This window comes from Nonlabens xylanidelens, assembly GCF_002934445.1.
In the GTDB taxonomy this organism is placed as follows: Bacteria; Bacteroidota; Bacteroidia; order Flavobacteriales; family Flavobacteriaceae; genus Nonlabens; species Nonlabens xylanidelens.
This window is the reverse complement of sequence record NZ_PTJE01000005.1, coordinates 71,049-93,048: the sequence shown is the minus strand read 5'-3', so window position 1 is coordinate 93,048 and position 22,000 is coordinate 71,049. Positions and strand designations below refer to the sequence as shown.

Sequence of the window (22,000 nt, the reverse complement as noted above, 5' to 3'; positions counted from 1 at the left end):
TCAACGAGAAAATATAGACAGAACCAATAACAAAAACTAAAATAACAACTACCTCCGCCCTATTCCACTCACAAAATCTATTACTAGATTCTGTGAGTTTTTTTTGGTCTCGCTTTCGCGAAAGCGAAATTATTTTAATTAACATAACAAAAACATACTAACTGGTATTTTTATATACCTTTACCGCATGCAACAAGAATTAAAATCTGAGTTTACTAAGCAACTTATTATAGATAAGGCATTTAACCTTTTCTATGAACATGGATTTAAAACGACGAGCATCGATAAAATAATGAAGGAAACGGCATTGAGTAAAGGTGCTTTTTACCATCATTATAAAAGTAAAAAAGAACTGGGTCTAGAGGTGATTCAGCTTAAGGTACAAAAGAGAGTTGTAGATGGTATGATAGCTCCTTTAAAAGAGCCTGGTAACGCATTTGATATCTTAGAGTCTGTTTTTATCAATAGACTTAAGGAGTTTCCTTTTTATGATAAGCAGCATGGTTGCCCCATGAATAATTTTATTAATGAACTGGGTGATAACGAGGTGTTATATCAAACTGCGCTTAAAAGTATTATTGAAAAATGGAAGGCTGCCTTAATAGAACTTATAGAAAGAGGTAAGCGAGAGAATAGTATAAAACAAGAAATATCTAATCAGGCGGTTGCGGTGTATTTGATAAGCTCTTTTGAAGGTATAAGAGGTATCAGAAAACTATATGATAACGACGCTATTCTAGTAGACTATCTATCTGGTTTACAACTGTATCTAAAACAAATTAAAGTCTAATATTTTTTTTAACTAAAAACATACCACTAGGTATGTTTTAAAAAACAGCGTATAAATGAGTAACAATAGAAGGGATTTTATCAAGAAAACTGCCGTATTAGGAATGGGTCTAGCAGCAGCACCAGCAATGGCGGCTACCTCAACGAGAACAGCCTCTAATGGCTTAGAAAACACAACGAGACCTAAAGTGTTATTCTTTGATGTTAACGAGACATTATTAGACTTAACGACCATGAAGACTAGCGTGGGAAATGCACTAGGTAATAGACCAGATTTATTGCCTTTATGGTTTACGACTATGTTACAGTATTCTCTAGTAACTACGGTGGGGAGACAGTATAATGATTTTGGTATTATAGGTGCGGCAGCCTTACAAATGGTTGCTGCTAACCATGGAATTAAGATAAGCGAAGAAGAGGCAAAAACTGCTATTTTAACCCCATTGCGTTCTATACCTGCACATCCTGAGGTAAAGGAATCTCTTGCTCGTTTAAGAAAAGCTGGTTATAAGTTAGTTTCTTTTACTAACTCTTCTAACATAGGTGTAAAAACACAGTTTGAAAATGCTGGTTTAATAGAGTATTTTGATGAGCGTTTAAGTATAGAAGACCTAGGTAAATATAAACCGCATACAGATGCTTATGATTGGGCAGCTAGAATGATGGGTGTACAACCTGAAGAGTGTATGTTAATAGCGGCGCATGGTTGGGATATTGCTGGTGCTTTATGGGCAAAATGGAGAGGTGCTTTTATAGGTAGACCTGGGGCACAGTTATATCCGCTTGCTCCTAACCCTGAATTCAATGAAAAAGATTTAAAGTTAATTACAAATCAATTAATCGCATTAAAATAATAGAAATTATGAGTGATGTAGAAAACAAAGTAATTATAGTTACTGGTTCTTCTAAAGGAATAGGTAAAGAAACAGCTATTCTATTAGGTGAAAATGGAGCCAAAGTTATTGTTAATCATTCTAACAGTGAGGAACAAGCAAATGATACGGTTGCTACTATTATTAAAAATGGTGGTGATGCCATTGCGATTAAAGCAGATGTAAGCGATAGAGAACAGGTAACGATGTTATTTGACAAAGCGATTGAGGCATATGGCAAAATAGATGTACTGGTAAACAATGCTGGTACCATGATCTCTAAAAAATTAAAGGATACTACTCAGGAAGATTTTACAAAACAATTTGACGTTAATGTGAGAGGTATTTTTAACACACTACAAGAAGCAGATAGCAAACTAGCTGATAACGGTATTATTATCAACTTCTCTTCTAGTACTACAAAATTAATGTTGCCCACCTACTCTATTTACTCGGCTACCAAAGCTGCGGTAGAGCAAATGACTCGTGTATTTTCTAAAGAAATAGGAAGAGGTATTTCTGTTAATGCACTAGCACCTGGAGCTACAGAAACTAAATTATTTCTAGACGGTAAGTCGCAAGAACAAATTGATAAATTAAGTTCTATGAATGCGTTTAATAGACTAGCAAAACCTATGGACATTGCAAAGGTGGTTTTATTTCTAGCATCTGACGATTCTAAGTGGATCTCTGGACAAGTGATAGGTGCAAATGGCGCTTTAGTGTAATAGATATCTCAGGTAGGCTGCTCTTACCCATTTTAGTTAGTAAGCTCATAAAATCATTTCCTTGATTTTATGAGCTTTTTAATTAGATCACCGCTACTGTTTAAACCTTTCTATTAATCTAGGGTCTCATAGAATATAAAAAACATTTTATGAAGTTTCTGTTATTCCTATCTATTGCCTTAGCATCATTTACAACTCCTGAAACAAGTGATAAAACATATCTAGTTACAGATCCTGTAGTGGTTACAAATGATCGTGTCGTTTATAAAGTACATGATGACGCAGACTATGTTTATGTGAACATAAGTACAGAGGATAAGAAAACCTCTATGTCTATTTTAAGACATGGTCTATCGATTTACTTTGATGTAAAAGGAAATGAAGATAAAGGTGTTTATGTAAAGTATCCATACGATTCAAAACCGGTGCGCATGCCTAAACCATCTAAAGAAGATAGTGACAGTGACGAAAAGCCATCTATAGATTTAAATACCATCATAGCAGACTTACCTGGTGAGGCTGAATACGTTTACTTTGAAGAAAGACAGCAGTTTCATAAAGATCTTAATGCGTATGACATCGCACTAGGTTATAAGGTTACAGGAGAACTTTTTGAATATGATTTAAAAATTCCTAAAACAAGAATAGATGCTAACGGTACAGCAGATTTTTCTCAACTATTAATAGGTGTTATGACTAATAAGCTGGAAAGAAAGTCTGAAGGGCAAAATAAAGAAGGTGCATCTCAAGGTAAAAGAGGCGGCAAAGGTGGCGGCGGTCGTGGTCAAGGCGGCGGTGGACGCGGACAAGGTGGTCGTGGTCAAGGTGGCGGCAGTCGTGGCGATAGAGCACAATCGCAAGGAGAACCGGTCTCTATAGAGTTTTGGTTTAAAGCTCCTTTGAGTAAATAATGAGCAAATTATTAATGCTTTAAATTCTCTAGTTTTTACATAGTATTTTAATTTATCACTCACCGTTTCTTTTATTAGATACGGTGAGTTTTTTTATGCCTTATAAGAATACTAAAAATCAGAATAAGCACTTCTAAATTTAGTAATTTTGGTTTCTATGAATAAAATTGATATTCGCACTGTAAATGTGGTGCAATATGTACAGCCATTAAGAGAAGGCGGCTCATTGCCTGCTATTGTAAAAGCAGACGATGGCTTTCTATACGTAATCAAGTTTAGAGGCGCAGGACAAGGTAAAAAAGCACTTATATCAGAGTTTATAGGTGGTGAACTAGCTCGCACATTAGGCTTACACGTTCCTGAAATAGTTTTCATGAATCTAGACGACTCTTTTAGTAAAACCGAGCCAGATGAAGAGATACAGGATTTATTAAAATTTAGCGTAGGTTTAAACCTAGGGCTTCACTTCTTAACCGGTTCTATAACCTATGATCCACTAGTTAGTGAGGTAGATTCTTTAACTGCTTCTAAAGTCGTTTTACTGGACAGCATTATAAGCAACATCGATAGAACCGCAAAGAATACCAATCTATTGCAGTGGAATAAAGAACTGTGGATTATTGATAACGGTGCTAGTTTCTATTTTCATCACGATTGGAAAACATGGGAAAATCATTTGACCAGAACATTTCCTTTGATAAAAGATCATGTGCTTTTAGAAAAAGCTACCCAATTAGAAGACGCTTCTAAAGAAATTATACCGCTTTTTACTCCAGAAAGAATTAATGAAATAATCTCTAACATACCAGAAGACTGGCTTATAAATGAGTCTGACGCTATGACTAGCGACCAGATAAGAGAGGCGTATAACCTGTTTTTAAACACGCGCCTATCTAAGATAGATTTACTTATTAAAGAAGCTCAAGATGCAAGATAAATTTACATTTGAGTATGCTACGATAAGAGTGGTACCTAAGGTAGAGCGAGAAGAGTTTATTAATGTAGGTGTTATTTTATTTTGTAAACGCAAGAAATTTGTGGGCATGAAATATTACATCAATCCAGAAAAATTAAAGGCTTTTTCTCCTGATGTAGATATAGAAGTTTTTGAGGATTATTTAAATGCTTGGATAAAAGTATGCGATGGCTCGCCTGCTGGTGGCAAAATAGGCGCAATGGAATTATCTGACCGTTTTAGATGGTTAACCGCTTGTAGAAGCACGATTATCCAAAGCTCAAATACACACTCCGGACTGTGTGAAGATCCACAACAGACGCTAGAAGAATTATTTAAAAAACAAGTTCTCTAGATCATATCGTTAGGTAAATGATGCTACTGCCCTACTGGATTACTGTTATGAGTTTTAAATTAATAAAAAAAGGTTGTTATGAGGTCCGCTTTCGCGAAAGCGAATCTAAAACCAACTAAGAGACCAGTATGATGAGCAAAGGCAGTTATGTCTAACGTTTAAATACGACTCTATAAGTCAATGATTTAAAACACTAGTTTTGACAGGTGATGATTAGATAAAATAAACATTAGGAAAAGTTTAAAAGTCCTCGCTGGGTAACTAAAATAAATTAGCTTCCCTTTGTAAAATAAATGGCTATCAAAATGAGTAATGATAAGTATTTCAAAGCTTATATACTGGATGGTAACAATTGAAATTAACGTATATTATTGACCATTAATATGGTAAAATTATGGAAAAGAATAAAATGCTAAGTTATATTAAAGACGTATTAGATAATATGCCATCTGGTTGGGTGGATATTACAACGCATAGACTAGATATTTATAATGAAGAACTTGCAAAAACTCAGTTTCTAGAGCAATTTGAAGCTTTATATAATGATAATAATTCAGAGAAGTCTGCACTAGAAATATTACCTACAGCTTATGATTATATAAGATTAGGGCATCCATTATCTTGTGTTCTAGAATGGGGAATTGCACAATTAGATGGACTTAAATCTGAGAACGTAATTAGCTTTTCTTCAAAGACAGTACCTGTTCTAGCCGTATTGAGAAAAAATCTTTTTGACCATAAGAATACCCAAATTATTTATACTGGTACTTTACCTGACTCCTTTGATGCACAAGCAATAGAAAGAGTTTATGGATACCAATTTGAATTAAAAAAGGTAGATTCTATTAAAGATGTTCCTGCCTTTGACGGTAGTACGATCTTTATCAAGAATGAAGAACAAATAGGTGCTATAGAGCTACATGAAAACATAGATTTTTATATAAGCCTGCACGGTAAGTTAGGTAGTGTACTGGTTATAAATGGTCAGGAGAATGAAAGTTATGTTGCAGACATACAACATGTGCGTAGAAGAGAAACGATTGCGATGACTCCTGCAAACTCTGTTATAGCTATACAATCCTTAGTATCACAAACTGCTTTTAAAGTAGAAGAAACTACTGTAGTTAGTGACAAAGCAAGCGTTTTAAACTCTATTAAAGAGATTACAAGATCGAGTACTACACCTCTAGTAGGTTCTAGTGGTTTATCGATTCAGTATGCTATAATGATGGGGCTTATTAACGATGCCAAGGAAAATCATAAAGGAAAAGCGATTAAAATAGTTGTACCACCTAACTGTTATGGTGGTACAAATGACCAGGCAAGAAGAGTCGCGGCATGTATTGATAATGTAGATATTGTAGATTTACTAGTAGATGGTGATAATGATATGGTACAAAGTATCGATACCGTTTTAAATCAAATTGCTAAGGAAGACGCGATACCTTACATTATTGCCGAAATACCTACTAATCCTAGAGTTGAGGTACCGGACCTAGTTCAATTAAAAGAGGTTTTAACTAAAGAACGTAAAACACCTCATGGAGATCTTGCGATAGATCCTGTATTTATTCTTGATCAAACCTTCTGTCCTAATGTTCACTTTTTAGGAGAAGATGATATGCTATCAGGTGTGCGAACTATATCTTTTGCTAGTGGTTCTAAATTTCCTAGTGGTGGTCGTTGTACGGCTGGTTACTGTGTAGGAAATAAGAAAACTACTGCTTTAATGGAAAAAATAGAATTGCACCTAGGTATTTGTGATAATGAAGCTACAGATCTTCAATATGAAATACTTGCAGAGCAACTGCCGTCCATGAATCAAAGAATTACAGATGCGTATAAGAATACTCGCGAATTTGTAAATTATATTCACGAGGCTCTACCTGGTGCAAAAATCAATTTTGTATCAGAAGAATTAGCGCAGCAAGGATTTACTCCTTCTGTATTTTCACTAGACTTACCTACAAAAGGCGCTAATGCTGAAGAGAAAGAAGCTTATAAAAGGGAATTAAACCTTAAGTTAATTAACTTGATGATTACAGAGATTCCTGACGAAAGTAAATTTTGTGTGAGCTATGGACAGTTAAAAGGCTGTTACTGGACTATACCAGCAACGTCTACACAAGGAACGACTAAAGAAGGTGATAAAGATTACATCGTACGTGCATCACTATCTCCTAACCTAGATCTTGAATTACATAAAAAAGTGTTTTCTAAATTTGTAGATTCTATCTAAGAGTTTTTAACCTTTTACTTAAAACGCCGCTTCATGTAAAATGAAGCGGCGTTTCTATTTTCTATTAATAAGAAGATTATTTATTACTTTTTAGACATGATACCTGCCAGATAGCTAGCATCTTTAGAAACTCCACCTAGTGTTGCAGATCCACGAGTGTACATCCATGGCAAGCCCATAAAATAAAGTCCTTCTATATTACTGACACCTCTATAGTTTTTAGGATAATTATCTGCATCGAGTTCTAGACCTTCTATCCATGAAAAGTTAGGGCGGTAACCAGTAGCCCAAATTATATTTTTAATGGTAGAAACGTTTTTAGATTCAAAGAAAATCTTTTCCTTCAAAGCATCTTTTGTTCTCCCTACAGGAAATACATTCTCTCTAGCTAGAATACCCTTTACGTCAGTACCTATAACTGGTTGCGTAGAAGAATTGATCTTCTTCCCTATCCAGCTGTATTTGTTATAGCTTAAAAAACCTATTTTAGTAAACCACCACCATAGCGTTTTACCTAAGAAATTTTGCGGTAATGATTTTACAGTCGTATCACCAGAAAAATAGACCTTGCGCGTGCCGTCTTTAGATAGTTCATTAAGAATTTGATAACCAGAATCTCCACCACCTACTACTAGTGCATCACCATCTTGTAATTGATCGATTCCTTTGTAATAGTTACTGTGCATTTGCAATATACTGTCTGATGCTTTTACGTGACATGGTGGTGTGTACGGTATATGAAAAGGACCAGTTGCTACGATTACATTTTTAGTTTCTATGACACCATCTTTATGTTCTACACAAAAAGTTTTCTCTTTCTTTTTTACAGAAGTAACTAGCGTGTTTAACTGAACAGGAATTTCAAATTTATCTACGTAATTTTTAAAATAGTTAGCTACCTCAAATTTAGAAGGATAATGATTTTTAGGAGCGTCAAAGTCTAGTCCTGGTAAGTGATTATATTCTGTAGGGGTAAAAAGCTTTAAGGAATCCCATCTATTTAACCAGGAGGCACCTATTTCATTTTCTCCATCAAGAACTATGAACTTTTTATTCATTTGTTTTAAATGATAAGCCATAGCTAGACCTGCTTGTGCACCACCTATTATCACATAATCTAACATCTTACTATTCATTACAATTTTATAAAAGTTCTTGCAAAATTAAGAATCCTTTGATGATACCCTAATTAAACAGACATTTTAAGCAGATTAAACAATAAATTGATAACAACAAGTTGAAATAGTTGAATAATCAACAATAAACAATCATCCTTTTGAATTGATTAATATTTCAAAAAGATCAGTTCATAAACCTCATGTTAACCAAAATACTCTAGTAATCAAATCCTATCGGACTACCATCAGGGATGCTAGGTAATTGCTTTACTTTAAATAATTCTGGATGCGTGTTGAAATTTTTAATTTGAGAAAGTAGTTGGTTTTCAAAAGAATCACGCTTATTCAACTCTTTTTCAATAGAATTCAACTCATTTCTTGCCGCAGCTTTTACCTCTATATTAGTTCGCGTACTTGCTATAAGATTCATTAAGTGATTTAAGAACAATTCTTGACTTCTATGTGCAATGGATGTTTCATAAGAATCAATTCCATTATTAGAATCAAAAACAATCTCTGATACACCTTTAATCACAGTAGATAAGTCCAAGTAATTATCATTATTGCCGCTCATTCTTGTTGAATTCTGCGTTGCTATTCTATTCACACGTTGCGGATGGAACAATAAATCAAAAGTCATATCTACACTAGTTGCTGCAGCATTAAGTGCATCAAAGCTGACACCAGTTTCAGACTTAAAGCTTTCTCTAGTTCTTCCATACCCATAAGCTCTTGGTGGGAATAATTGGAGAACAGAACTTGGTATCTTTAATGTTTCAGGTTCTATACTTCTCAAGATACTTTGTAGAGCCTGACGTTGTAATGTAACATCTACTACTTTAAAATTTTGTGACTCGTCTTTAGTTAAATACCCATACTCTACTCCACCTATTAATTTTACTGCAGCCTCTACTTGGTAACGATGTGCAAAATAAACTGGTACAAAAACATCTTCTAAAACACTTAGAGGTTCACCTGACTTTATGTTATGAATAGAAAATTGATTCATTGCAATTTCACGTACTTTTAATATATGATCCAACTCTTCACTAGGGCTAGATCCATTATCCCATAAATGGCCACTCGCACTCGCACCACCAGTAGCTCTTGCATCACTGTCAGATATGAATTTTAAACCTGCAAAATCAGCCTTTTTAATAATAGATTTTAAATAAGCTGACTCAGACTGGTTACCATTTGGATTTCCATAAGAATATTGAACGATCAGGTCATCCCAACTTCCCATACCTACTCCATAAGCATCATCTAGAGAAATCGCACCGTTAAGAATGTCGTACTTAGGATGCGGATAATCCATAACACTAGCGCGATCGTTTACACTTGCGGCAAAATTATGTGCAAAACCTAGTGTATGACCTACTTCATGAGCGCCTAACTGTCTGATTCTAGCCAGCGCCATTTCCATCATAGGTTTATAATTATCATCACTATTCTTAAAAGGTTCTTTAAGTAAACCTTGTGCGATTAAAAAATCTTGTCTTATTCTTAAACTACCTAGACTTACATGACCTTTAATAATTTCTCCTGTACGTGGATCGGTTATACTACCGCCATAACTCCAGCCACGTGTACTGCGATGTACCCACTGAATCACGTTATATCTCAAATCCATAGGATCTGCATTTTCTGGTAACATTTTTACCTGAAAAGCATCTATATAACCAGCACTTTTAAAAGCCTCGTTCCACCATCCTGCACCTTCTAATAATGCTGCACGTATAGGTTCTGGTGTACCACGGTCGAGATAATAAACAATAGGCTCAACAGCTTCACTTTGTGCTGCATTAGGGTTTTTCTTTTCTAGTCTATGTCTGGTAATAAATCGTTTCTGTATAGGTTCAAAAACTGGTGTACTGTAATCCATATAACTGGTATAAAAAGAACCACTACGTGTATGAAATTCTCTAGGTTCATAACCAGCATCTGGTAATTTTACAAAACTATGGTGTTGAATTACAGATATACTACTCGCATCTGGCGCAACACTTCTTACATCACGACCTGTAGGTGTACCTGTAAAAGTGAGCATAGCTTCAAACTCTGAATTCTTTGGAAAACTCTTGGTATTCTCCATCCATAAAGCACTACGAGATTTATCAAGTTTATATGTTCCTTGTCTGCGATCTTTTAAACGTTTTGCCACGCCGTGAGCATCTTGCATTAAAAATGGTGTCAAATCAATGGTATAAGCACCATTTTTAGATTCCTTAATTTCAAAACCAAATAATACCGATCTTGCAAATGCCTGCTCAATAGATGCTTTTTCATCAACATTAGAAGAACTCGCACGGTATTTTAAATTGGGTTGCATGAGTAATAGTTTATTACCACTCTTCACCCATTTTACTACGACACCACCACCTAATTGACCTCTATCCAGTCCTATATCATTAGATCCTAGACCACTAGTTAAAGAATGTACATATAGAAACTCTTTATCTAGATCTTTGACCACTAGCGTTATACTACCTTTATCTTCTTGATAAGTAAAGTTATAATAGCCTGTAAATTGTTGAGTGTTAGATGTAGATTGCGCTTTCGCGAAAGCGGAAACAAATAAAAACAAAGAGAAAATATAACAGGTGCTTTTCATGTATAGGTATTTAAGGTCAGAAAGATAAATCATAAAAATAAAAAATGAATCTAACCACGCAACCTATTATTAGGATTTGCATCTTATTATAAACTCAACCGCCATGAAATACTTGAAGAAGATTTTAATGATCTTAACTATTGCAATAGCTTTCATCTCCTGCAATAATGATGATGGTAATGACAGTATAACACCGTTAAGTATAGTAGGAAACTGGAATCTAACTGCAACTCTTGCAGATCCTGGCGATGGTAGCGGTACCTTTCAACCAGCTAGTGGTAAAAGTTTAAATTTTACAGATCAAGGTGTTGTGAATTGTAATGTAAGTTTCTGCTTCGGTAGTTTGACACAAGCTACAAGCACCGGTACTTATGACGTAATGACCACAACTATCGATGTAGAAAATTGTATAGGAACCTACATTTTTATTGATGCAGATACGATAGAAATTTCACACTTGTGCATTGAACCTTGTGGTGAGCGCTATGTTAGGGTAAATTAATCCTTCTTCTATATCTAAAATAAATTAGATAAAAGAGGTAAGTTATCAGTAAATACGGCATATAAAAGATTATTCCAAAAACTGCTTTCAAAGGCCATCCTATTCCTGATTGAGAAATCAATAGATTTTCAATGACTTCATTATTGTTCGTTGAAACATCTGTAAATCTTTCAGATATTGATATGCCATCATTATTATAACCGTAATGTGTTAGTAAAAAACCGTTTGATAAATGAACATAATAAGCAAAAGATGAAATGATAACCGAGCCTACTATTAAAGTGAATATAAAATAAATCCAAAACTTAAATTTTAGATTATTTCTCTTTAAAATACTTTGAAGAATTAAAAATGGAATTACGGATAATAGTAGTAGAAAAATCCACGATAGTATGTGTATCAGTAATTCCAATTTATATAAAATTCATAATTAATCCTTGCGATACTGAGCAGTTTTCTCAAAAACTTGATCTAGAATATCGATATCGATTTGTTCTAATGAAAGACCGCGACGTTTCATAACCACATCGGCCACTTCATATGCTTTATTAGTTTTATAGGTCATATTACCTTGTGGACCGCCCCAATTAAAGGATGGAATAAAATTACGTGGATAACCAGCTCCATAAATGTTTGCGCTCACTCCTATTACAGTCCCTGTATTGAACATAGTATTGATACCACACTTAGAATGATCACCCATCATGAGACCACAAAACTGCAATCCTGTTTTTGCAAAACGGCTGGTTTCATAATTCCATAGTTTTACTTCGGCATAGTTGTTTTTAAGGTTACTTGTGTTAGAATCTGCACCTATATTACACCATTCTCCTAGAACAGAGTTTCCTAAGAAACCTTCATGTCCTTTATTAGAATAACCAAAAATCACAGAATTACTCACCTCTCCACCTATCTTAGAATGTGGTCCTACCGTAGTAGGTCCGTATACTTTAGTCCCTAACTTTGTTGCACTATTGTTACATAAAGCAAATGCACCACGTATGATCGAACCTTCCATAACCTCTGCATTTTCACCTATGTATATAGAACCAGTAGAAGCATTTAAGATAGCAAACTGTAATTTTGCACCTTCTTCAATAAAAATGCGGTCTTCATTTATAGACTGAACCGTTGCTGGTATAGGCTGCGATTTTCTACCTTGTGTAATAAGGTCATAATCTGCCTCTAGAGCTTTTCCATTTTTAGAAAAAATATCCCAAGTAAAATTAATAGCATCTACCTCTTCTTCTAAGAAAAGTACCTGTTCTAACTCTATAGTAGGGGTATGTAAATCTTTAACTCTATAAGCGATTATAGCATCTCCTGCTAGTAATTTCTGTTGAGGTTTTAATGCTTTAATAGCTTTACACAATGAAGCAGTTGCAAACACATTTCCTGCGATTACTACATTATCATCTGTCTCTACCAGTGGATATTTAGCCTGTAAATAGTCCTCTGTCTGGAAACTCACGCTCTCTCCTAGTTGCTTTTCCCATTTCTCACGTAGTGTAATAATTCCACAACGTATCTCGCAAGTAGGTCGTGTATAAGTAAAAGGTAATAATGCTTGGTGTTTATTAAAGTCTGCTAGGATAAAATTCATGATGGTCATTCTTTTCAGAATTCAAAGGTCGTAAAACTATTCTCATTTTACATTTTCATTTCCTACTTATTCTACTTTAATTAATAACTTAGCCCTATGCATAAAAATAGATCCTTACTTCTTGCCCTATTTCTACTATTAGCACAACTTGCATTTTATTACAGTTTAAGGTTTTTTCCCGCTGTAGTAGAGTCGTTATATAGCACAGGTATTTATCCTTATATATCCAAAGCTATGAGATTTGGGTTAGGCTGGTTGCCGTTCTCCTTTGGCGATCTTGTGTACAGCATTGCTATTATCATGATCATAAGATGGTTGTGGATAAGTAAGAAGGATTTGATCTCGCTTTCGCGAAAGCGGTACACACAACTATTCCTTTCCCTAAATATAATTATCGCATTATTTCATTGCATGTGGGGTTTTAATTATTACAGAGAACCACTGCACAAAGTACTAGAACTAGATAACGAGTACACTACCGAAGAACTGAAAACCGTGGTACAACAACTGGTTTACACCTCTAATAAATTACACGAGCAATTACAAAAAATAGATTCCTTACCAGTCACATTTACACGTTCTCAGTCAGAAATTTTTGATCTCGCACCACAGGGTTTTGAAAAGATAAATCATGTTTACCCTGCACTGGATTATGGAAATGCGAGTATTAAAAAATCATTGCTCACCATGCCACTTTCTTACATGGGATACAGCGGTTATTTAAACCCTATTACTGGAGAGGCGCATACTAATGCCTGGATCAACAACTATAAAACACCAGTCCTTACTTTACATGAAATGTCTCACCAGTTAGGGTTTGCAAAGGAAAACGAAGCCAATTTTATAGCCATAATAGCAGGTATGAATCATGACGACCTTCATTTTCAATACAGCGCGAGTATTTTTGCCTTACGCTATTGTATTAATGACTTGTACCGCCGTGATCCAGCAGCTTACGAAGAAATAAGACCTATAATTAAAGATGGTATTTTTAAGAATTATAAAGAGTTGCGAGATTTCTGGGTCCAATATGAAGGAGTTATAGAAGATGTATCACAAGCTACTTACAATACTTATTTAAAAGCTAATAATCAACCTGGTGGTATGGAGACCTATAGCTATGTAGTAGCCTTATTAGTTAATTATTATAAGTAAATCTAGACTACTGCATCGGTGAGTTTTCTCTCTTTAAGTTATGAAGTATAAGTTAGACACAAGGACTTTATACCGTTTAACGTCATAAAAAAAACGGAAGAGATTATACAGAACACATTTGTTAATTACCTCATATAACTATTAGCTTTTTATGAAATCTTTAAGAAACGACTTTATAGGACTTTGATCTATCTTTATGGACTAAACCTATATTCATGAAAAGATTATTATCTCTCATGCTTTTAGCTTGTTTTTCCATGCAGGCTCAAGAGTATTTTCCTAACAACGATGACATAAGTGCGGTAAGCAATGTCACTCGTGCAATTACTAACGCTACCATAATAACCAGTCCTGGTAAAATGATATCTAATGGTACTATTATCATTAAAAATGGTAAGATAGAAGCTATAGGTAGTGGTATTTCTATTCCTAAAAATGCTGTTATTGAAGACGCTGCAGGTAATTACATTTACCCTTCTTTTATAGAGTCTTATGGAAACATAGCTATGAAATCTCCTAAAAGAGCTGCTGGTAGTAGAACAGCGCAATATGACGAAGGTCGCAAAGGATATTACTGGAATGATCACATAAGAGCAGAACAAAGCGCTATGGATCATTTTGAATACGACTCTAAAGAAGCTAAGAAGTATATTGATGCCGGTTTTGGTACCGTACAAACTCACTTTCAAGATGGTATCGCTCGTGGTAATGGTATGTTAATCGCTCTAGATAACACAGGAACTGATGCAGACCGTATTCTTAAACAAGAGAGTGGTAACTTCTTTTCATTGAGTAAAAGCCGTCAGTCTAGACAGAGTTATCCTACATCTCTTATGGGTGCGCTGGCTTTATTACGTCAGACACATTTTGATGCAGACTGGTATGCAAATGGACATTCTAAAACAAAAGATCTATCTCTAGAAGCATTAAACACAAAGAAAAATCTTGTTCAGATAATTGAAGCTGGAGATAAAAAGAATGTACTAAGAGTAGACAAACTGGGTGATCGTGTAGGTAAACAATTTGTTATCGTAGGTGGAGAAGATGCTTATGAAATGATAGCAGATATAAAAGCAACTAACGCGGCACTAATTGTACCTATTAACTTCCCTAATGCATATGATGTTTCTAACCCTAATCTAGAGTGGTTTGTAAACCTAGGTGACATGAGAGAATGGAAACAAGCTCCTGGTAACTTAATGATGTTATCTCAAGCTGGTATTACTTATGCCATTACTACTAAGGACTTAAAATCTCCTGCAGAATTAATGAAGAAATTAAAAATAGCTATGGAATATGGTCTTACTGAAGATCAAGCCTTAGCTGCTCTTACTACTACTCCGGCAAGTATCTTAAAAGTAAATGATATGGTAGGTACTCTTGAAAAAGGAAAACTAGCAAACTTCATTATTACATCTGGAAAATTATTTGAAGACGACACAGAAATCTATGAAAACTGGGTAAAAGGATCTAAACAAGTAATCAAAAACAGAAGCATTAAAGATATTGATGGCTCTTATGTAGCTACCTTAAATGGAGTAAAATATGATATATCTATTAAAGGAAACGGTAAAAAATCTACGGTAAAAATAGACAGTACGACTCTAGGTTCTAAAATAACTTATGACGGTAACTGGATCAATATTATCACTACTCAAAAAGATAAAGAAGATAAATCTTATACCAGATTATTAGGTGTAATAAGTGATGATAATAATTTTCATGGTATCGCTTACCTACCTAATGGTCAGGAACCTGCCTTTGTAGCTGTAAAAGAACCTACAGATTCAAAAACAAATGGTAAGGATGGAAATAAAAAAGGCGATTCTAAAGAAATCAAAAAAATGGGTCGCATGACTTTTCCTAACGTAGGTTACGGTAGTGAAACCCAACCTACCGAAGAAACTATCTTATACCGCAATGCTACAGTATGGACTAATGAGAAAGATGGTATTTTAGAAAATACGGATGTACTCGTTAAAGATGGTAAGATATCTAAAATAGGTAAAAATCTAAGTGCTGGTAATGCAAGAGTAATAGATGCTACAGGAAAACACTTAACTAGTGGTATAATTGATGAGCACAGTCACATCGCTATAGATAATGGTGTAAATGAGGCTGGTCACAACTCTACTGCAGAGGTTACCATAGAAGACGTTGTAGACCATGAAGATGTAAATATTTATAGAGACCTTGCTGGTGGTGTTACTACCTCACAACTACTACACGGTAGTGCAAATCCTATAGGTGGTCGTAGCGCTATCATTAAATTAAAATGGGGTTACAAAGCAGACGAGATGATCTATTCTAACTCTCCTAAATTTATCAAATTTGCTCTAGGTGAAAATGTAAAACAATCTCGTTATCAAAATGGTGTGCGTTTCCCACAAACTAGAATGGGTGTAGAACAAGTTTTTGAAGATTATTTCTCAAGAGCTCGTGCTTATGCAAATGCTAAAGGAAGTAAAGACTTCCGTTATGATGAAGAGATGGAAGTACTTCTAGAAATTTTAGAAAGTGAACGTTTTGTTTCTTGCCACTCTTATGTACAAAGTGAGATCAATATGTTAATGAAAGTAGCAGAGAAACACGGTTTCCGTATCAACACATTTACACACATTTTAGAAGGTTACAAAGTAGCAGATAAAATGGCCGAACATGGCGTAGGTGGATCTACCTTCAGCGACTGGTGGGCTTATAAATATGAGGTGAATGACGCTATTCCTTATAACGGTGCCATTATGCACTCGCAAGGTGTGGTAGTTGCTTTTAATTCTGATGATGCTGAGATGTCTAGACGTTTAAACCAAGAAGCTGCAAAAGCTGTGAAATATGGTGGCGTTAGTGAAGAAGATGCATGGAAGTTTGTGACTTTAAACCCTGCAAAACTTTTACACATCGATGACCGTACAGGTAGTATCAAAAAAGGAAAAGATGCAGATCTTGTTTTATGGAATGTTAATCCATTGAGCGTGACTGCTAGGCCAGAAATCACAATGATAGATGGAATTGTGTTTTTTGATAAAGAACGTGACTTACGCTTTCGCGAAAGCATAAAAGCAGAAAGACAAGAACTTGTTAATGAAATGATCATGGCCAAAAACAAAGGGATGAAAACCCAGACGCCTAAAAAGAAAGACAAAACATTATATGAATGCGAAACTATTCACTGGTAATATGAAGACAATGAAAAACTTATTTTATACGATTTGTGCCTTGTTTGCCATGACTGCAACTGCACAACAGACACCAGCACCTGCACAAACAGGTATTTACACGATTATGAATGCCACTGCCCACATAGGTAATGGTGAGGTTATAGATAACTCTATAATAGTTTTAGAAAACGGTACTATTACTGCAATTGCAGACGCGACAGTGGTTAAAATGGATATTAAAGGAGAAAGAATAGACGCATCTGGCATGCATGTTTATCCTGGATTAATTGCTATGAATGCCACTATAGGTCTAGTAGAAATAGATGCGGTAAACGCGAGTTCTGACGTGCGTGAGATGGGAACCTATAACCCACACATAAGATCTATTATCGCTTATAATGCAGAGAGTAAAGTGATAGAGTCTATGAGACCTAATGGGGTACTTATCGCTCAAATCGTACCTCGTGGAGGTCGTATTTCTGGAAAATCTAGTGTCGTACAATTAGACGCTTGGAACTGGGAAGACGCTTCTATACGTACGGATGAAGGTGTACATGTAAACTGGCCATCTAGTTTTAGAAGAACTGGTACATGGTATGAGCCAGGACCTATAGAGCCTAGTAAAGATTACGAAAAGCAAGTTACTGAATTAACAGATTTCTTAAATAATGCAAAGGCCTATAATGCAACGACAAAACCAGTTGGTTTAAACTTAAAATATGCTGCATTACAACCTGCTATTAATGGTACTGAGAATTTTTACATCCATGTAGATGGAGAAAAAGCCATCAGAGATGTTTTGAAATTTATTAAAGCAAACGGAATTAAGAAACCTGTTATTGTAGGTGGTCGTGAAGGTGATAAAGTAGCAACAGAACTTGTTGCAATGAATATTCCTGTTCTAGCAGGTCGTGTACACGGTCTTCCTTCTCGTGAAGATGAAGACTTTGACATGCCTTATAAGTTTCCTAAACTACTAGCTGACAAAGGCGTTATGGTAGGTCTAGAAAATTCTGGAGATATGGAAAGACACCAAACACGTAATTTCCCTTTCTATGCTGGTACCGTTGCTGGTTATGGAATGGATATGGAACAGGCTTTAAAAATGATCACTCTTACACCTGCACAAATATTAGGTATCGATAAAGAATATGGTTCTTTAGAGCAAGGTAAAAGTGCTACTCTATTCATTTCTAAAGGAAATGCGCTAGACATGCGTGGTAACCAAATTACACGTGCATTTATAGACGGTAGAGACATTTCTCTTAATTCTCATCAAACAGAATTATATGAGCGTTACATGAATAAATTTGGCGCTGAGATTAAAAGATAATCTCATTTATAGTATATCAAATCGTTCATTATTCATTTAATGGACGATTTTTTTATTTAAAATTATCTAGTATGAAACATACCATAAACCAAGAAGAGAAAGTATTTGATCAGTTTCTTAAAATATATAAGGCTCAAGTTACTCAAGATAGCTTTGATGGTAAAAAAGAGATTAACAGCACTCGCCTAGCCTTAGACCGTGGTAATACGGTTGCTGTGTTACTTTATGAAAAAGATACCGATAGCTTTCTTTTTATACGTCAGTTCCGCTATCCTAGTTCGCGTCGTGATCAAGGCTGGATCGTAGAAATACCAGCCGGAGCTATTGATAAAAATGAATCGGCAGAGAAAGCTGCTATTAGAGAAGTTAAGGAAGAAATAGGCTATGAAATAGAAAGCCTTGAGTTTATAATAGAATACTTTCCATCACCTGGAATGCTGTCAGAGCAAATAAGCATCTTTTATGGTGAAGTTGCTTCTAGTCAAAAAACACTACGAGGTGGAGGCGCTACTTCAGAAAATGAAGATATAGAATTAATTAAAATACCTAGAAACGACATTAAACAGAAGCTTAATAATCGATTTTTCAATAATTCTATAAGTATTATAAGTTTACAATGGTATTTGTTGAATAAGGTTCAGTATAATAAAATCAACTTGTAGAATAAGTAAACACCTAGCATTATTAAATAACAAAAGCCGACTCATGAGAGTCGGCTTTTGTTATAATAAATTCTTTTCATATTTAGAAACCATTAGTTTCTTTACCTAGCTCCATCAGGTCGTCAAAGTAGTTGAACAATTGACCTTTGGTAATAATTGCACCAGACTCAATCAGTTTAAATTTATCAGCATTAGGATCTTCTCCATACGCTTTTTTTGCAGTAAAAATTTTCACTTCATCATCGAGCAGGTTTTTTTGAAGCCACTGATAACCTTCTGGTGTGGTTATATCAATTAGCTCGTCTCCTACCATAATTGATATCAATTCCATTTCTTTTTCTCCTAGAGAGAATAAATTCATGGTCCTAGCAGATATATGTTCTAGAAACTCTGCTTTGTTTAGAACACCTTCCCAGACAAGGTCAGAGAATACGTCTATTTCTTGCTCTGCTACTTCTGGTTGATTAGTTTTTAAATCATCCCATTCTTTGGCTGTAATAGTTTGAGTAGCAAGGAAGTTAATGAATTCTGGATGCATTTCATCCAGTTGTTCTTTAGTAAGTCTTCTATATTTCATAAAACCCTTAATTAAAAGTTGAAATTAAAAAAGCCGTTTCAATCTAATGAAACGGCTTTATAATGATAAGAATAAGTCTTATTTATCTTCTACAACAGTAAAAGTAACTTTAGCAGTCACATCCCTGTGAAAACGTACATCAGCATCATACTGACCTAATCTCTTGATAGAACCACCAGCAACAGAGATGAATTTCTTCTCTATTTCGATACCGTTCTTTGCAAGTAAGTCAGAAACATCTGCAGTAGTAATAGAACCAAATAATTTGTTTCCGTCACCAGTTTTTGCAGCTATTTTTAATTCAAGAGCAGCAAGTTGATCAGCTTGCTCTTGAGCAGCTTTTACATTTGCAGCTTCTTTATGAGCTCTTTGCTTAAGTGTTTCGGCTAGCATTTTCTTAGCACTAGATGTAGCCATTACAGCCATACCATTAGGGATTAAGAAGTTGCGACCATAACCAGGCTTAACACTCACTAAATCGTCAGTAAAACCTAAATGTTCTACATCTTTCTTTAATATAAGTTCCATATTGTTAATCTGATTTTATTATTTAAGTAAATCACCTACATAAGGCATGATAGCGATGTGACGAGCACGTTTTACAGCTACTGCTACTTTACGTTGGTATTTTAAAGAAGTTCCTGTAAGGCGACGTGGAAGTAATTTCCCTTGCTCATTTACAAATCCGAATAACCAATTAGCATCTTTATAATCGATGTATTTGATACCACTACGTTTGAAACGACAGTATTTCTTTCTTTCTTGAGTCTCGATCTTTAAAGGAGAAAGGTAACGGATGTCACCATCTTTCTTTCCTTTAGCTTGTTGTTGTAATGATGCCATGTTTTAAGCTTTAGATTTTTTAGACATTTTCACTCTTCTCTTCTCTGCCCACTCAACAGCATACTTGTCAAGTTTTACAGTAAGGTATCTCATGATACGCTCATCACGACGGAATTCTACTTCGAAGTCGTTGATTACCTCACCAGGTACGTCAAATTGAAAAAGGTGGTAAAAACCACTTTTTTTGTTTTCGATTGCATAAGCCAGTTTTTTTAGGCCCCAATCTTCTTTGGCTATCATTTTAGCACCACGGTCAGTAAGGAAATTTTCAAACTTCTTTACTGTTTCCTTTACCTGATCATCAGATAAAACGGGATTCAAAATGAAAACAGTTTCGTATTGATTCATAATTAATATTGTTTTAAACGGCTGCAAAAATACTCTTTTTCCTTTATACACACAACTTTACTTTAAACCATTATTACTTATTATTCATTACCTTATTATAACATCATTTAAAAAAAACTTTCAAAACACAATTAAAAACAAAAGTTAAACAGCTTTTAAAGAATGATAAAAGATTATTTACTTAACATAAGTTAAATATAAAGTTATCTAAAGACTTGTTTTTCAGTAATTTCATACATTCATTTAATGAAGACCAAAATTATCTTCATTAAAAACATCGACGAAATACACACCTAAAATACTACAAACTAAATATTTACATATTATTAAAACCGTGATAAATTCGCTAAGTCGTTAAAATATCCGACAAAAAGATAAATTAACTTGTATTTCATCTGTAAACAGTTTAATATTGTCTTATAACTATTGATAAATAATAATGAGTAACACCATCCTTAACTGTTTTGTAGTTGACGACTCTAGTATACAGAGACTAGCTATCGTAAAGATGATAGAAGGTCACCCTAATTTAAAATTAGTAGGTGAATTTAGTAACGCTGTAGAAACTAAAGCCGCCTTAAAGGAAACTACCGTTGATCTAATTTTCTTAGATATTGAAATGCCTATCCTGACAGGGTTTGATCTTTTAGACGATATTACTGAAAAACCAGGTGTTATCTTTGTTACTGGTCAGACTAAGTATGCATTTAAGGCATTTGATTATGCCGCAATAGATTATTTACAAAAACCTATTAAGAAAGATCGTTTTCTTTATGCTGTAGAGCGCGCTCTTCTATCTCACAAGATGAAGACAGAAATGATCGAAGATCGTGGTGAATTCATCTTTGTAAAGAGTAACCTTAAAAAACGTAAAGTATACCTTAAAGAACTAAGATACATACAGGCTCTAGGTGATTATGTAAAACTAATTACCGATGAAGACAGCCTTATCGTACTTTCTACTATGAAATCATTTGAAGGCACTCTACCATCCGAAGATTTTTTACGTATTCACAAATCATATATCGTAAATCTAAGAAAAGTAGAAAAATTCAACTCTAAAGCCGTAGAATTAGGCTCTGAGGTACTTCCTTTAAGTCGCAATAGAAAATCAGAACTGGTTGAGGCATTATCTCAATTCTAGTTACATATTTCATTTATACAATAAAAAGCCACTCTTTAGAGTGGCTTTTTATTGTATTAAAAATGCCATCTAGAAAGCTTTTTATTTTATAAGA

General features: G+C 34.8%; 20 protein-coding genes. 13 read left to right on the top strand and 7 right to left on the bottom strand.

Annotated elements, in window-relative coordinates; genetic code table 11:
* Positions 1-187 precede the first annotated feature (187 nt).
* From LY01_RS11005 to LY01_RS10975, 7 genes are all read left to right on the top strand, one after another.
* A complete protein-coding gene (locus LY01_RS11005; protein ID WP_104515907.1) occupies positions 188-790 on the top strand; it encodes a TetR/AcrR family transcriptional regulator in 603 nt (200 codons plus the stop codon).
* Between the two features lie 55 nt (positions 791-845).
* Positions 846-1,643, top strand: a complete 798-nt coding sequence (locus LY01_RS11000) for a haloacid dehalogenase type II (RefSeq protein WP_104515906.1) — start codon at positions 846-848, stop codon at positions 1,641-1,643.
* Between the two features lie 8 nt (positions 1,644-1,651).
* Positions 1,652-2,389: an SDR family oxidoreductase gene (locus LY01_RS10995; RefSeq protein WP_104515905.1), complete on the top strand. Its 738-nt coding sequence runs from the start codon at positions 1,652-1,654 to the stop codon at positions 2,387-2,389.
* Between the two features lie 149 nt (positions 2,390-2,538).
* A complete protein-coding gene (locus tag LY01_RS10990; RefSeq protein ID WP_104515904.1) occupies positions 2,539-3,300 on the top strand; it encodes a hypothetical protein in 762 nt (253 codons plus the stop codon).
* A gap of 157 nt (positions 3,301-3,457) precedes the next feature.
* Entirely contained in the window at positions 3,458-4,237 is a 780-nt protein-coding gene (locus tag LY01_RS10985; RefSeq protein ID WP_104515903.1) for a HipA family kinase, read from the top strand.
* Positions 4,227-4,610, top strand: a complete 384-nt coding sequence (locus LY01_RS10980) for a DUF3037 domain-containing protein (protein ID WP_104515902.1) — start codon at positions 4,227-4,229, stop codon at positions 4,608-4,610. Before LY01_RS10985 ends, LY01_RS10980 begins: the two co-directional genes overlap by 11 nt.
* A 394-nt stretch (positions 4,611-5,004) precedes the next feature.
* Complete coding sequence (locus LY01_RS10975; RefSeq protein WP_104515901.1) at positions 5,005-6,849, top strand: PLP-dependent aminotransferase family protein; 1,845 nt, start codon at positions 5,005-5,007, stop codon at positions 6,847-6,849.
* A gap of 83 nt (positions 6,850-6,932) precedes the next feature.
* On the opposite strand, the gene LY01_RS10970 is transcribed toward LY01_RS10975, so the two are convergent.
* The gene (locus tag LY01_RS10970; protein ID WP_104515900.1) at positions 6,933-7,973 is read right to left on the bottom strand and encodes a flavin-containing monooxygenase; all 1,041 of its coding nucleotides are present in this window, start codon (positions 7,971-7,973) and stop codon (positions 6,933-6,935) included.
* A gap of 211 nt (positions 7,974-8,184) precedes the next feature.
* Positions 8,185-10,581 carry a zinc-dependent metalloprotease gene (locus LY01_RS10965; RefSeq protein ID WP_104516000.1) on the bottom strand — a complete coding sequence of 799 codons (2,397 nt, stop codon included), beginning with the start codon at positions 10,579-10,581 and terminating at the stop codon, positions 8,185-8,187.
* Positions 10,582-10,684: 103 nt separating this feature from the next.
* On the opposite strand from LY01_RS10965, the gene LY01_RS10960 reads away from it, so the two are divergent.
* Entirely contained in the window at positions 10,685-11,083 is a 399-nt protein-coding gene (locus LY01_RS10960; RefSeq protein WP_104515899.1) for a hypothetical protein, read from the top strand.
* Positions 11,084-11,513: 430 nt separating this feature from the next.
* Here the strand turns inward: LY01_RS10960 and LY01_RS10955 are convergent, their stop codons facing one another.
* The gene (locus tag LY01_RS10955) at positions 11,514-12,686 is read right to left on the bottom strand and encodes a GlmU family protein (RefSeq protein ID WP_104515999.1); all 1,173 of its coding nucleotides are present in this window, start codon (positions 12,684-12,686) and stop codon (positions 11,514-11,516) included.
* A 96-nt stretch (positions 12,687-12,782) separates the two neighbouring features.
* Here LY01_RS10955 and LY01_RS10950 point away from each other — a divergent pair, with 96 nt between their 5' ends.
* The 4 genes from LY01_RS10950 (at position 12,783) to LY01_RS10935 (ending at position 18,994) form a co-directional block, all read left to right on the top strand.
* Complete coding sequence (locus LY01_RS10950) at positions 12,783-13,841, top strand: DUF3810 domain-containing protein (RefSeq protein ID WP_104515898.1); 1,059 nt, start codon at positions 12,783-12,785, stop codon at positions 13,839-13,841.
* Positions 13,842-14,056: 215 nt separating this feature from the next.
* Positions 14,057-17,017: an amidohydrolase family protein gene (locus LY01_RS10945; RefSeq protein WP_104515897.1), complete on the top strand. Its 2,961-nt coding sequence runs from the start codon at positions 14,057-14,059 to the stop codon at positions 17,015-17,017.
* Positions 17,018-17,027: 10 nt separating this feature from the next.
* A complete protein-coding gene (locus tag LY01_RS10940) occupies positions 17,028-18,332 on the top strand; it encodes an amidohydrolase family protein (RefSeq protein WP_245890705.1) in 1,305 nt (434 codons plus the stop codon).
* 71 nt (positions 18,333-18,403) lie between these two features.
* The gene (locus LY01_RS10935; RefSeq protein WP_104515895.1) at positions 18,404-18,994 is read left to right on the top strand and encodes an NUDIX domain-containing protein; all 591 of its coding nucleotides are present in this window, start codon (positions 18,404-18,406) and stop codon (positions 18,992-18,994) included.
* Between the two features lie 82 nt (positions 18,995-19,076).
* On the opposite strand, the gene LY01_RS10930 is transcribed toward LY01_RS10935, so the two are convergent.
* From LY01_RS10930 to rpsF, 4 genes are all read right to left on the bottom strand, one after another.
* A complete protein-coding gene (locus LY01_RS10930) occupies positions 19,077-19,571 on the bottom strand; it encodes a DUF6495 family protein (protein WP_104515894.1) in 495 nt (164 codons plus the stop codon).
* A gap of 78 nt (positions 19,572-19,649) precedes the next feature.
* Positions 19,650-20,099, bottom strand: a complete 450-nt coding sequence (rplI, locus tag LY01_RS10925) for a 50S ribosomal protein L9 (protein WP_104515893.1) — start codon at positions 20,097-20,099, stop codon at positions 19,650-19,652.
* 18 nt (positions 20,100-20,117) lie between these two features.
* Positions 20,118-20,414 (bottom strand): 30S ribosomal protein S18, encoded by a 297-nt coding sequence (gene rpsR / locus LY01_RS10920; RefSeq protein ID WP_104515892.1) that lies wholly within the window; start codon positions 20,412-20,414, stop codon positions 20,118-20,120.
* A 3-nt stretch (positions 20,415-20,417) separates the two neighbouring features.
* Complete coding sequence (gene rpsF, locus LY01_RS10915; RefSeq protein ID WP_104515891.1) at positions 20,418-20,762, bottom strand: 30S ribosomal protein S6; 345 nt, start codon at positions 20,760-20,762, stop codon at positions 20,418-20,420.
* Between the two features lie 439 nt (positions 20,763-21,201).
* On the opposite strand from rpsF, the gene LY01_RS10910 reads away from it, so the two are divergent.
* Positions 21,202-21,906, top strand: coding sequence for a LytR/AlgR family response regulator transcription factor (locus LY01_RS10910; RefSeq protein WP_104515890.1), 705 nt, complete (start codon positions 21,202-21,204; stop codon positions 21,904-21,906).
* Positions 21,907-22,000: the final 94 nt, after the last annotated feature.

What these genes read in the sequence shown, in the direction of transcription:
- LY01_RS11005 (WP_104515907.1), top strand. Translation starts at nt 188, where the DNA reads ATGCAACAAGAATTAAAATCTGAGTTTACTAAGCAACTTATTATAGAT.
- LY01_RS11000 (WP_104515906.1), top strand. Translation starts at nt 846, where the DNA reads ATGAGTAACAATAGAAGGGATTTTATCAAGAAAACTGCCGTATTAGGA.
- LY01_RS10995 (WP_104515905.1), top strand. Translation starts at nt 1,652, where the DNA reads ATGAGTGATGTAGAAAACAAAGTAATTATAGTTACTGGTTCTTCTAAA.
- LY01_RS10990 (WP_104515904.1), top strand. Translation starts at nt 2,539, where the DNA reads ATGAAGTTTCTGTTATTCCTATCTATTGCCTTAGCATCATTTACAACT.
- LY01_RS10985 (WP_104515903.1), top strand. Translation starts at nt 3,458, where the DNA reads ATGAATAAAATTGATATTCGCACTGTAAATGTGGTGCAATATGTACAG.
- LY01_RS10980 (WP_104515902.1), top strand. Translation starts at nt 4,227, where the DNA reads ATGCAAGATAAATTTACATTTGAGTATGCTACGATAAGAGTGGTACCT.
- LY01_RS10975 (WP_104515901.1), top strand. Translation starts at nt 5,005, where the DNA reads ATGGAAAAGAATAAAATGCTAAGTTATATTAAAGACGTATTAGATAAT.
- LY01_RS10970 (WP_104515900.1), bottom strand. Translation starts at nt 7,973, where the DNA reads ATGTTAGATTATGTGATAATAGGTGGTGCACAAGCAGGTCTAGCTATG.
- LY01_RS10965 (WP_104516000.1), bottom strand. Translation starts at nt 10,581, where the DNA reads ATGAAAAGCACCTGTTATATTTTCTCTTTGTTTTTATTTGTTTCCGCT.
- LY01_RS10960 (WP_104515899.1), top strand. Translation starts at nt 10,685, where the DNA reads ATGAAATACTTGAAGAAGATTTTAATGATCTTAACTATTGCAATAGCT.
- LY01_RS10955 (WP_104515999.1), bottom strand. Translation starts at nt 12,686, where the DNA reads ATGAATTTTATCCTAGCAGACTTTAATAAACACCAAGCATTATTACCT.
- LY01_RS10950 (WP_104515898.1), top strand. Translation starts at nt 12,783, where the DNA reads ATGCATAAAAATAGATCCTTACTTCTTGCCCTATTTCTACTATTAGCA.
- LY01_RS10945 (WP_104515897.1), top strand. Translation starts at nt 14,057, where the DNA reads ATGAAAAGATTATTATCTCTCATGCTTTTAGCTTGTTTTTCCATGCAG.
- LY01_RS10940 (WP_245890705.1), top strand. Translation starts at nt 17,028, where the DNA reads ATGAAAAACTTATTTTATACGATTTGTGCCTTGTTTGCCATGACTGCA.
- LY01_RS10935 (WP_104515895.1), top strand. Translation starts at nt 18,404, where the DNA reads ATGAAACATACCATAAACCAAGAAGAGAAAGTATTTGATCAGTTTCTT.
- LY01_RS10930 (WP_104515894.1), bottom strand. Translation starts at nt 19,571, where the DNA reads ATGAAATATAGAAGACTTACTAAAGAACAACTGGATGAAATGCATCCA.
- rplI (WP_104515893.1), bottom strand. Translation starts at nt 20,099, where the DNA reads ATGGAACTTATATTAAAGAAAGATGTAGAACATTTAGGTTTTACTGAC.
- rpsR (WP_104515892.1), bottom strand. Translation starts at nt 20,414, where the DNA reads ATGGCATCATTACAACAACAAGCTAAAGGAAAGAAAGATGGTGACATC.
- rpsF (WP_104515891.1), bottom strand. Translation starts at nt 20,762, where the DNA reads ATGAATCAATACGAAACTGTTTTCATTTTGAATCCCGTTTTATCTGAT.
- LY01_RS10910 (WP_104515890.1), top strand. Translation starts at nt 21,202, where the DNA reads ATGAGTAACACCATCCTTAACTGTTTTGTAGTTGACGACTCTAGTATA.